This window comes from Nitrosomonas sp., from assembly GCF_021731985.1.
In the GTDB taxonomy this organism is placed as follows: Bacteria; Pseudomonadota; Gammaproteobacteria; order Burkholderiales; family Nitrosomonadaceae; genus Nitrosomonas.
This window is the reverse complement of sequence record NZ_JAKFWH010000009.1, coordinates 1-12,230: the sequence shown is the minus strand read 5'-3', so window position 1 is coordinate 12,230 and position 12,230 is coordinate 1. Positions and strand designations below refer to the sequence as shown.

Here is a 12,230-nt window from a genome sequence, read left to right as displayed (position 1 = left end):
GGCCAAGGCGTTACCCCTTCGATTTCGGACAAAAAACGATCCCGTCGTGTTTGTTTCTTCTTTGCTGCATATTCCAGATCAGAAAAGCTTGATTGCATCGCTCTATTCCATATTTATCAATACGATGTATTTTATCAAACCTTTATGACCAAAGTCGATGTGATCGAATAAATCAGTGTTTCCTTAAGTGTTTTGTGGCTTGATTTTAATTGTGGAATTAAAAAGAGGTGATGCGTTTCTTGCCATTCTATTCACTTGATAGGTATGCATATTCTGTTGCAGCACCATACCATCGTTTGATATAAGAATTTTCTAAAATACTTAAGTCACTTGAAACCTGTTGAACAAACCAGTTCATCATGCCATCCCATTCGGAGATACTTCCTGGCGGAAGAAGTTGCCACTGAAGCTGCTCAATAGTCCAATTTGACTTGATGCTATTCGTTAGCATAGAACAGCAAACCCAATTTTCCGCTGAATCTACTCCTCCGATTGCTACAGGAACGACATGATCTATTGTAGGAAAAAGTTCCCAGTACGCGATATGCCCTTCAGTCATTTTCCCATTTTTATGATATGGAAACTCCGATGGAAGATATAGTGAAAGAAGCCGAAGTACCGGTGGGTATACGAGTTGTGTGCCACGGTAACGATCAATGAAGCCATCTCGGGCAAAGATTTTTGTCATTATCCGTGGTGTGTAACTTCGACCACTCTTCTGGGATGGATTAAATGGATACTTGGTTGTAATGACTTGAGATGCACCTGCAACATCTTGCGCTGCGATTAGACGGCATGTCTCTTCTATGACTCTGCTGAGGTCAATCTTCATTATTTGATGTTGACTTGCTTATCGCCCTAGAGGGAATGACAAGCTATATTACACCGGGATATCCGGATCTGCTGTTGCATCACTTTCTGATTCCTTTTGCACGGTCTTTGAGTTTGATGCACGTATTGCTTTAGCCGTTGCTTTTGCTATCTTCTTTCGTGCTTCTTCAGCTTTGTCGCCTTCAATCACTTCCCGCTTGATGACTTCGTTCAAGAGAACCGATTTGATTTGATTGATATCAATGCGAACATCTGGAGAAATACGACGGAGCTCTCTACGAATTACTTCGAGAACAGGATCAGTTTGAAGCATCGCTCCAACAAAGAATCGAGACAATGCTTGTTTTTGTGTGTGGTATTCGCCGAGAACAGACCGTTGCCAACCTTCTTTGCACCACAGGTAAATAAGTTCCAAATCATTTTCAGAACGTGGATTAAGGGTAGAAAAATCAATATCAACGACGAGTTCATGATCTATGGGTTTTGAGAAAGTCAGACGATACACTCGCCAGCATATTCCGTTTGTAAGCAAAACCCACTCGACTCCTTGGTTGGCAGCATAGTCGACAGCCTGCTTGACATGTTGATCTTTCAAGTCTAATCCAATAGCTTTGACCTCAATAAGCGTTTGTAGGACATCATCAATCTTTGTTGCAAGGTCGCAGTAAGTTCCGCGAATGGCATATTCCGATGTGAGATCAGAGTATTTGTCGTATCCAAAAATATCGCTCAGCATATCCTTGATGATTGTGACGGTATCAGCTTCACCGACATCTCGTGCTTTTGCTGCAGCGAGAATGGGCTGATATTTCTTAATTCCGGCGACTAAACGCTCGTTGACCTTTTTAGGAATAGATGCCACGCGCTTTCTCCCGAATATGTAAGTGATGGCTAAGCAAACTAAAGTAAAAAGTTTGCTGCGCCAATGATAATAGTATGGAACATTATGCTGCACAAATGCCATAGCGCGGCAACAGTTCATGAATCACATAAAACCGGTGCAACTGCAATGCGTCGTGGAACAATTTCCAATTGCTGTTCAGAAAGTCAGGTTTGAATTCAAACTTCTCGCCTTTATCGTCAGTAACTTTGATAGTACCCAGGGCCTCGTGTTTCCAGGAACCGGTACCTTTTGCGACATATGTTAGATTAACCGGTGGAAAATCGAAGTAACCGGTTGCGATACGTTCCAGCCATGCTTTATGCCGGGCGCTCTCCTCATCGTGCTTGATATTCCGGAACAACGCTTCGATTCTGGCTTTATCCGTAGCTTGCAATCCCGGAACATTGGCATTCGCATCCCCGAGGCGGAAACGTTGCATAGCCATGTGCATTTTTTCCGCAGCTTGTAAAAAAATCACCGCGTTGTCCCGGATGATTCTGTTCTTATTGTGATCTTTGTAGCTCCATTTTATATAGGGGCGATCCGGGTAGGAGAGCGCGGCACCGTGACCCAGCGGCAACGTATCGCCAATCAGTTTGCTGGTAATAGCGTCAAATTTGTCGCCAAAGAAATCCTTCAGCCGAGCTGCCAGATAATTGCCGGGATTGTTCTCATCGTTCAGCTTACTGATATCGTTGCTTTTGTGATTAACCCCGGCAAACCCCTGATGCGACCAGGTATCGGCATAAACATGCATCGTAATGCCCAGCCGCTGCAAAGCGTGTGGACTATTCTTGCTATTGATGCACGCTGCAACCATCTCTCTGGCGACAGGACTATCCGGTTTACAGATGATTTTTTCCATAAATGTATCCAGCGGATTTTCCCCGGCGTTCAAATTATTATTTCCCGGCAAGAAATGAAACGGCAGCCAAGCCTGGTGATTAGCTAATTCGTCAAAATTTTTGTAATCCAGTGTCTTATGAGCCGAGCTAGTATGTTCATACATAGAGCCGTCTGTAAAGCGAATAACCCCTGAGTTTGTTGCGTCATCGACATATTGTGCTGAGTAGGCAATGATATTTGCCTCGGGGTGTTCAAAACCGGCCAGTCGCGCCAATACATATGTTGTCGCATGATGGAAGTCTATTTGCATGATCACTCCTTTAAGTGGGTTGAGTGGATTTTGTAAAATAGTCAATGCAAGTTTTTTGTTCGGCAGGTGTCATAAAACCTTTGTGTTGATAGCGAATAGGTAAACCAAGCTTTTGCAGCTTGTCGCTCCACAGCGGGTTATAGGGCATTAAAGCACACGATTTAACGCCATGCTTATCGAGAAATGCAGCAATTCCCTGGAGATTTTCTTTTGTCGCCGTTATACCAGGAATAAGTGGAATTCTCGGAATTACTGGGATGCGGGCATCCGCAAGCAATCGGGAGAAATTGTCCAAAATACGCAGATTCGATTGGCCGCAATATTGTTGGCTAGCCGCTTCATCCATCAGCTTGATATCGTAATAGATCAAATCCAGCCAGGGCAGCATTTCATCCTTGAAGCGTTGATAATCGAAAAACCCGCTGGTTTCTATCGCCGTATGGATACCTTCGCGCTTCAACGCCTGCAGCAATTTACTGGCAAAGTCCATCTGCAACGTCGCTTCACCACCCGAAAGCGTAACACCACCGCCGCTTGAAATGAAAAATGGCTTGTCTTGCAGCAAGCGGTACATTAATTCATCCACCGTATACCACGTGCCAATCTGTTTGCCATGAATATCGGTTTCTGGCTTGACTGCTTTTCCTTCTGGATTCTGGCACCAGATACAGGAAAGGGGGCAGCCTTTAAAAAAAACTGTTGTGCGGATTCCGGGGCCATCCTCGCTGCAATCGCGTTTGATGTCGAAAATAAGCCCCTTATCACTCATAAAAAATCCTTCATGACCATTTGAACATTTTTGCCAATCGCGCCAAATTTAAACATGTGGCCGAAATTGCCGGTAATCTGTACCAGATTTTCAAGCAACAATTGCACGACATCTGCATCCGGGCGCTCAGCCAATCCCAGAATAGCCTGGGTATCTTTGAAGCGAATCACCAAATCGACCTTGTTTGGATCGCGCTCAATCTGCTCCGCGTGCGCTTCACTGAGCGCTTCCGTGGCAACAATAGCAACCGGATTCAATTGCTTGCCGAAAGGTGTTTGGATAAACAGCGCTTTTGGATCGGGACAAAATTTGATCAATACATTCATGTCATCTTGCGGTTTCCGGGTACGGATAAGGATTTTCCCCTGGTAATAACGGATACCGCCAGGAACATTGGGATCTTTGATGACAAAATTGTTTTCAAAAAAACGCTGCGCTTTCTTGGCTTGGGATTCACTTAAACCTGGATTGATCAGGAAGCCGAAACCGAGTTTGATCAGTACGGCCATGCCAGCGGCCAACATCGTACCTTCCATGCGATTCAGCATTCCGTCGAGATTGCCGGTTGATTCGCCCAGCTGGATGCCGGATTTCAGAATATAGTGAATACCGTCCGGTAATGCGGGAATAGTGGCATGCATCGTTACGCTCCTGTAGTTTCGTGCTGCTCAACACCGCTTTTCATATCAAAATTGGCGCGATCGATAATTTCTTGCCGCATTAACGGACTCAACGTGACATAGTAGGCGGAGTAACCGGCAACCCGTATCATCAGATCCTTATACGGTGCCAACGCTTTTTGCTCAGCTTCGCCGGCATCTGCGCGGCTTGCCGCCGTTGCAGCGGTGTTTGCCGCGATAAAATCTTCGATTGACGTTACGCAGAGTTGAACGAGCACACCATTCTGATCCATAAAAGTTTTCATATGCGTGGCAAATAGCTCTGTATCTTCATTGAAGTTCGCCTTGCCGCGTGGTGTCAGACTCAGGTTATAGGTATAGCCGTTTTGTACCGTATCCGCGTCGACACTGGCAACCGATAGCATATGATCCAGCAGCATCACAGGATCGCCATTGGCTTTGACGATACCGGGACAAGGCGTAATCCCGCTGGCAAACGAAGCGTTGTCCATCCGGCCATTCGGTGTGGCCCGGCTTAGCATGCCAAAGCCCGCATGATTGGTCATGCTCCAATAACCGGTTAGATAGCGCCCGCCACGGTGCGTGCGGTACTTGAAAAAAACCTCCTGAATCATTTTGGTCAACAGACGCGTATATTTAACCGCCATCGCATTGTTATAAACACCGCCGGGCGTTTGATCGACACCGGCGCCATATTTGGGTGCCAGACGGATCAGACGCATGCACGCTGGTAACCGTTCCGGTGTTATCGCAGCAGAACTCGCGCCGGAACCACCGGCAAGCCGCTTCTGGACGAGATCCAGCAAACTTTTCACCAAACTGCGCGTTTCTGCTTCTTTACCGTTTGATGCGTTGTGGCCAAAATTCGTATCCAGTACCGCGATCAGTTCCTGCGCGGAAATTTTGCCGCCAAACACCAATGCATCGATCACACAGAACGAGTCAATGACATCGGCCAATCCGATCACAGCGACCCCGGAAGAGTTATATTTGGCACCGCCTGAGGAAACATCGCGGAATTTGGCGCTGCTTTCTCCCGGTTTATTCGTAGGTCCGTCAAACAATCCCGACAATAATGGCGAAGGCCGTACTTTTTCCAGCGTGCGTCCCAGATAATTGTTGAATTGCACGCAATGCCGCGCCATTTCATCGAGCTGGAAGCGGAAGCTGTCGATAAAATCCTGCATCGACTGCATAGCCGTCAATGGCGGGGAGGTATAGTCCGGTTTGCCATAAAACAAATTGGGATCCTTTTTGCCGATGCCGTCGCTACGGTGCTTGCCGCCGAACATAGCCAGTTCCAGCACCGCTGGCAGCACCAGTAAGGTGGAACCGGTGTGGCCATAGTGTTTATGATCGGCATTCTGCTCAATGCAACCAATCGATGCATAATCGTGCGCATCCGCTAAGGCTTCGTCAGCCGTCACACGATCGTGCTTGGCATAATAATTCGCCATGCTGCGGATCACCGGTGCATCGCCGTGCAGCGCGGGCGTCGCACGAGTAACCAGATTCACCTGGCAAATGCGTTTCAGATAGGGGGAAATCTCATTCGCCGCCAAAGGCCTTCCATCCGGCGCGCGATGATGAACATCCTTATGATAGCGGGCATGCACATTCGGATCGCGAATGGACAGTATTTCGGTCGCTTTTAGAATAATGTACGTCATGTCATTGACAGCATCGACGGTTTTACCATTTTCAAAGCGAGTACCACCCACGGTTAATGCCTGGTTTGAGCCGCTACCGGCAAACAGTACCTCCGCGCTTTCCGGCGACAACGGCACATGATCGGAACAACGCAAAAAGAAGTGGCACATCAATTCGACCGCCCGCCGGGTGTACGCTGCTTTTGCCGCATCGTCCGGCTGTTGCTGCCAGTCGCGCAGGTAGAATTCGTTCAGCGTCTGATCCAAGCGGCCAAGAGAAAGGCCAAAATTGGTATTCTCCTGCAATAGCAGGTGATAACAAATCCAGACTACCACTATCGCTTCCGCCAGTGTACTGGCGGACTCTGCCGGAACCTTACGGCAGATGGCAGCAAGCTCGCTGTTACCCGCTTCTTCAGCCGCATCGGCCAAATGTCCGGCATAGATCTTGGCGCCTTCGTAAACGGCGATGACGCTTTGCGCAAATTCAATTTTTTCCGGCGTATCCGCAACACCATTTGCAATATCTTGCTGCAACTGTGCAATCAGACCATTAAAACCGAATTTAAGCACTCGGCTAAAATCCGGTGCGGTATGCGACACTGCGGTCGCTTTATCGGACAGGTAAAAAGCAACACGCTCAAACAGCTCCTGACATTTAGGCGTCTCACCAGCCTTTTTTTTCAGCAGGGGATCAATAGAGAGTTTGCCCTCATACATACCACCTTCGACTTCATCGCGATGATCTTCGGCATAGTTAGCCGTATCGTAGTCTGTGTACCGCGCCACTTCTTGCACTGTGCGCCGCTCCAGCCAGAAAGGGAAAATTTCTTCATTCAACCGTTTGGCTACTTCCGGTTTGATTTTGAACGGATTTTGCGGCCGCTTTGAAAGCGTTTCCAATTCGGACCAAATGCAATAACCGCTCATATCCATATACACAACCGGCCCGACAAAGCTGGTGGTCGTTTGCCCCGGTAACAAATCGGTACTTCTCACCAGCGGCGTTTTATGACTGAAAACATGCTTCAGTGCTTGAGCGCGGCGTGTAACCGGCGGGAGCTCCGCGTGGTCTGGCTGGCGCAAAAACTCGGTCAGCAGGCGAGGCAATTCATCACAAATTTCCGGAATCCATTCCGGATCGAACAACTGGTTGCGCCATGCTTGTACCACCGGAAAGTCGCTAAGCACGATCTCGCTGAGTGCGAGATCGTGCAATGTCTTGATCTTGTCAGGCGTGGTATTGGGAATAGGAAAAATAGAGATATTACCGCTGAACGTGGAGGTATCCGCCGTTCCATGCTCAAGATCGATATGAATACCGCCTCGATTGAATGTGTTATTACTCATCATTTCCTCCGCGCTGATTAATTCAAAGTATCCAAACCTATCGCCAGCCTGTGATATTGCCAAGCATCATCAAGCAGCAAAAAATAGCCAAACAGTTGATACTGGTATTCCGCAGGATCGACTGACGAGTGAAATGGCTTATCCAATGCCGTGGAATAAATCAATTGCCCCAGATAAAGTCCATCGGCAATCTCAACAATCTCATCGAGACAATAGCCAATCGGAACCGGCCCGCCAATCATTGGAAACCGGTAATGAAACTGAAATACTTTTTTCTTTTTACCATTGCCGTTATTCATAGACAAAATCGATTCCCGGTCATCCGCGCCGAGAAAAATATAGCCTTGCCGCGCAAACGGCGATGGACCAGCCGCCGATACCGCTTGCAACGATGCGTCCGGAACACGGTAATTCATATCGACAATACGCATCAACGGATCGGCGGCGATGATGCGTTTATCCTGAATATTGTTGCCATCTATCCAATGCAATGCCGCTTCATTTTCCCAGAATGTCTTATCTTCATCCGACATACCGCGATCCCATGCGCCGCTCTTCAAGTGCTTGGCGTAAACACCTTTGGCATCCCAATAATGCGCTTTGTTTTTTTCCACCAATGCGTAATGCGGCGTGCTGGCCAGATGTGTTTTTAGTGCATGCACGCGTTCGGGATAGCGCTCAGCCAAATCATCGCTTTCGTCGAGCAGCATGCTCAATTTCCGTCCCGAGATTTTTTCATAGGATTTACCCGCCCACGGAAATATATATTTGCCGATGCTGTGCCACATCAGATTGAGCGCATTCGGAGCCTCGTGCGCTAGCGCCAGATCGGCAAGCCGGCCGGGAAAAAGATATTCATCGTTCGGTTTAGTGTTCGTATCGGGACAGAAGGTTTCAGCAAAACCGCAATGCAGATTCAGCGTAGCGCCGTGATAATAATCAAAACCGGTCGCGCGCCTTGTTTCGCCATACCAATCCGTTGATTCATCGCTGTCGACGCGGACGTTATAACCGCGCGCGCCGTGCCCTTGGAATAACCCATTTTCCACCGTTGGAGCCACACCGCGGCGGAATAGGCGATTGAGTTTCTCGAAATGTTTCAAATTGTCTTGCGGATTGCTCTGCGCGGAAATTTCGCCGCTGATGCGCTGCAGCATTTGCAAAATTGATTCGTCTTCTTGCAACATTTCTGTGACATCACTATCTTCCACACCCTTCGGCGATTCTTCCAGGATGAAAGTGGTAAATTTGCGCTTTAGCGCCTCATTGTGCTTCCAGCCATCAATCCAATCGCTGATTTCAGGCCAATTCAGTGCTACTGCCGTAGCTGTTTTCTCCGTGTTGGACATCGTCGAGATGGATGCTTTTTGATCATATTCCAACTCGCTGAAGCCTATTTCACCCGGACGCGGGCGCAGTTGCGGAAATGCGTCATCCGCATAAAATTCTTTGGCATAAGCCGGATCAATCATCAGGAAAAATCCGTTATTCTGATAGCCATACGGATCCTTTTCCTCAACCCAACCCATTGGAAAAATTTGTTTGATATTGTCGATTATCGAATGGTGCGGATAGTTATCGCCGATCGATATAACGTGGCCATTCGGCAATGTAAAAGTACCCAAGCTGTAATGCTGCGTGGCGAACACCAATTGACCTAAATAAATACCGTCATCGATGCGAACGATTTCATCAATCAAACGCGTCATGGGATAGACCGGGCCAAGATCTGGCCAGCGATAATTCAGCTGGTACACTGCTTTGCCATTCATTTGCGGAACCACTGAAGTTCCCAGATTGCAAAGAAAATAACCGCCCGTTTTGCTGTACGGGATTGCTTTTTCTTTATCCAAATTTTCCGCTAGCAGCTCGCAATCAAATCCGGCAGCAGCAGGATTCATCGGGCGGTCTTTCAGTTTCCATAATTGCGTCAACGCGGGCAGCCCGATCGCTTGCAATGCTTTGGGATCGGGCGGTTCACGAAAAAAATTGCGCCCGATGCGCACCGACTTTGGGTCATAACTGCTCAGTGTTTTAGCATCATTGCGGGTTTTTGCCGCAACAGTTTCGCGTAATACCAGCTCAAATGTTTTTCCCATCCACAAACCAGTATCGGCATACGTTGCATTCCAAGCGGTCGCCATCCATTCGATATTAGCCATCAAGGATCTTTCTTTGCCAATAAACCGGGCAGCTTCCTTGAAATAATCGCTGTCCCGTATGGAAACAGGAATACCAATCATCGGGCTGCTGATTACTTCCGCTGTCCCGCATTTAAATAGAATATCCAGTTTCTTATGAATTTCTGGCCAGCGCTGCCGCTGATTGTTATCTGCCAAAATGCGTTGGTACATGCCCAACAGCACAAAAAAGCTGCCGTGATAATCGTTCCTCAGAATATCGTTTAATGCATTTGTCAGTGACTGCTGTTCATCACTGGAATGTGCCGTGAAACTCCTGCTGCTCAGAAAGGCTGTCATGAATTTTCCCCTTACCGCTTTCTTGTTAAGTGGGACTAATTTGCATAATTATCAGTAATAGAATGCAAGTAGTAATTTACTAATTATATTTTTTTGGATCACTCCTCGAAGGAAACGCTAATTAAATCGTTTGATTAGTTTAGACGCACGGCAATTCAATATTTCAATATATCTGCTGACATAATCAAACTATATCCTCATTTTTTAGGATAGCTAGAATTATACAAAGCAATATTGATCATTATCAAAAAATCCTAATTGTTTTTATTTATGCACTGAACTGCTTTTTTCAACATTCCCATAAATTCTCTTGTTTCCCTGCCCAGGAGTGCATTGTGCAATTCCTCTACCCATCGAGTCGCAATCATCTGCTCGCCAAATGAAACATTTCTTCAAATTGATATATCATTACCCCTTTTGGGGGAATGCAGTCTTGTTTAAAATTACCGGAATTGTTGGGGAATAAAAATTCCTGAGCGTTGGATAAAAGCGAAATGACCACACGAAATATACCGGCTGAGCGTGCTAATGCCATGCTATCTGTTATCAAGGAATTTCAATGTCTGTCACATGCAGATATTGAAATGGTTGCGGCTGCTTGTCAGTGGCATCGCTATGAGGCCGGGAATGGGATTGTGCGCTATCACGATCACACCAACAGCGTTTTTTTCATTGCGCAGGGTGAGATTCGTGTCATGTATCATGGTCTGTTGGGTCAGGAAGTTATTTTATGTGATTTATCCACCGGTGAGATGTTTGGTGAATTGACGGCGATTGATGGCCATCCCCGCTCGGCAACAGTGGTTGCCAGAACCAGTGTATTGCTGGCGTCGATGCATGCGTTGGATTTTCAGAATCTGATTTATTCCAATCGACAGATAGCCGAAATCATTCTGAAGCGCTTGACCGGCCAAGTTCGCCGCTTGACCGAACGCGTTTATGATTACAGCACACTGGCTGTGCGTAATCGTATTCAGTCGGAATTGCTGCGTCTGGCAAGGAATCACATGACATCTGCGAATGCTGCAATCATCTCTCCGGCGCCAACCCAGACTGAAATCGCCAATTTGGTCAGCACGCATCGTGAAGCCGTATCGCGAGAGCTGAATAAGCTGGTAAAAAGTGAGCTTATTATGCGTCAAGGGCATGATTTACATGTGTTGGACGTAGCCAAGCTGACTGAAATGGTCAATGCGGCGCGCGGCGGTTTTTAATGGAAATCCTGCAGTAACAATTCCTGATTACAATTTCTTGATTATTTGTTATGCCGCGCTTAAGTGTGGCAAACTTCGCAATTGAACTTATTACGGGTCTATTAAATTCGTGTCCCCTTATGAACTTTTCATTGGTTTACGCTATACGCGTGCCAAAAAACGCAATCATTTCATTTCATTCATTTCATTAATTTCTCTGATGGGCATTACGCTGGGAATGACGGCGCTCATTACCGTCATGTCGGTCATGAACGGATTCCAGAAAGAAGTGCGTACACGGATTCTAGGCGTCGCTTCGCATGTTCAGATCGGTAGCATTCATGGCAATCTGAGTCACTGGCAGCAAACCGCAGAAGAAGCCGTTAAGCACCCATTCGTAGAAGCTGCCGCGCCTTATGTCAATGCGCAAGGCATGTTATCGCACAACCAAGTTGTTCAGGGAGTTGTTGTGCGCGGCATTCTGCCAACGATGGAGGACAAGGTGGCGGATTTTGGAAGAATGATGGCAAGCGGAAAGCTGGATAATCTGGTGCCGGGCGAATTTGGTATTGTCATCGGCATGGAATTGGCGCGGTCTATGGGTACTTTCCTCGGTGATAAAATTGTTTTAATTTCACCGCAAGGGCAAGTCACGCCAGCGGGTATATTGCCACGGCTGAAGCAATTCACCGTGGTCGGCATCTTCGAAGCAGGGCACTTTGAATATGACTCCGGATTGGTCCTGATTCACATGTTCGATGCGCAAAAACTTTATCGCATGGATAACGATGATGTTTCCGGTGTGCGCCTCAAGCTGAAAGATTTGTTTCTGGCACCCCAAGTTGTTCAAGAATTACCCGCGATGTTGACGATCGACAGCTATATCAGCGACTGGACAAAACAGCATGCCAATTATTTTCGTGCAATCCAGATCGAGAAACGCATGTTATCGTTGATCCTTGCATTGATTATTGCGGTGGCGGCATTCAATATTGTTTCCACATTGGTAATGGCGGTAACCGACAAAGAATCGGATATCGCGATTTTACGTACCCTCGGCGCAAGCCCGCGCAGCATTATGAAGATATTCATTGTACAGGGAACATTTATTGGCGTTTTTGGCACAATTTTGGGGGTTGCGGGCGGTATGTTGTTAGCCTACAACGTGGGTGAGGTGGTGGCGTTTATTGAAAGTTTGTTCCACGTTCAGTTCTTATCGCGAGAAATTTATTACATCAGCACCATTCCAACCGATCCACAGATGGCAGATATCACCAC

9 protein-coding genes and 1 pseudogene are annotated in these 12,230 nt (G+C 47.1%); 2 read left to right on the top strand and 8 right to left on the bottom strand.

Features of this window, described 5'->3' with window-relative positions; translation table 11 throughout:
* The 8 genes and pseudogenes from QZ942_RS01135 to QZ942_RS01100 all read right to left on the bottom strand — a co-directional run.
* Positions 1–98, bottom strand: a pseudogene (locus QZ942_RS01135) (IS5/IS1182 family transposase); the annotation flags it as partial.
* Between the two features lie 149 nt (positions 99–247).
* Entirely contained in the window at positions 248–832 is a 585-nt protein-coding gene (locus QZ942_RS01130; protein ID WP_292992712.1) for an HNH endonuclease signature motif containing protein, read from the bottom strand.
* A gap of 48 nt (positions 833–880) precedes the next feature.
* Positions 881–1,693: a type I restriction enzyme HsdR N-terminal domain-containing protein gene (locus tag QZ942_RS01125; protein WP_292992711.1), complete on the bottom strand. Its 813-nt coding sequence runs from the start codon at positions 1,691–1,693 to the stop codon at positions 881–883.
* A gap of 82 nt (positions 1,694–1,775) precedes the next feature.
* A complete protein-coding gene (locus QZ942_RS01120) occupies positions 1,776–2,870 on the bottom strand; it encodes a DUF6765 family protein (protein ID WP_292992709.1) in 1,095 nt (364 codons plus the stop codon).
* A gap of 10 nt (positions 2,871–2,880) precedes the next feature.
* Positions 2,881–3,639: a radical SAM protein gene (locus QZ942_RS01115; protein ID WP_292992708.1), complete on the bottom strand. Its 759-nt coding sequence runs from the start codon at positions 3,637–3,639 to the stop codon at positions 2,881–2,883.
* Positions 3,636–4,280: a hypothetical protein gene (locus tag QZ942_RS01110; protein ID WP_292992707.1), complete on the bottom strand. Its 645-nt coding sequence runs from the start codon at positions 4,278–4,280 to the stop codon at positions 3,636–3,638. The genes QZ942_RS01115 and QZ942_RS01110 overlap by 4 nt, the downstream gene beginning before the upstream one ends.
* A gap of 2 nt (positions 4,281–4,282) precedes the next feature.
* Complete coding sequence (locus QZ942_RS01105) at positions 4,283–7,279, bottom strand: pyruvate formate lyase family protein (RefSeq protein WP_292992705.1); 2,997 nt, start codon at positions 7,277–7,279, stop codon at positions 4,283–4,285.
* A 17-nt stretch (positions 7,280–7,296) separates the two neighbouring features.
* Complete coding sequence (locus QZ942_RS01100) at positions 7,297–9,759, bottom strand: hypothetical protein (protein ID WP_292992704.1); 2,463 nt, start codon at positions 9,757–9,759, stop codon at positions 7,297–7,299.
* Between the two features lie 494 nt (positions 9,760–10,253).
* On the opposite strand from QZ942_RS01100, the gene QZ942_RS01095 reads away from it, so the two are divergent.
* Positions 10,254–10,973 (top strand): Crp/Fnr family transcriptional regulator, encoded by a 720-nt coding sequence (locus QZ942_RS01095; protein ID WP_292992703.1) that lies wholly within the window; start codon positions 10,254–10,256, stop codon positions 10,971–10,973.
* Positions 10,974–11,082: 109 nt separating this feature from the next.
* Positions 11,083–12,230, top strand: a 1,148-nt coding sequence (locus tag QZ942_RS01090) for a lipoprotein-releasing ABC transporter permease subunit (protein WP_292992701.1), incomplete at its 3' end; no start/stop codon positions are given.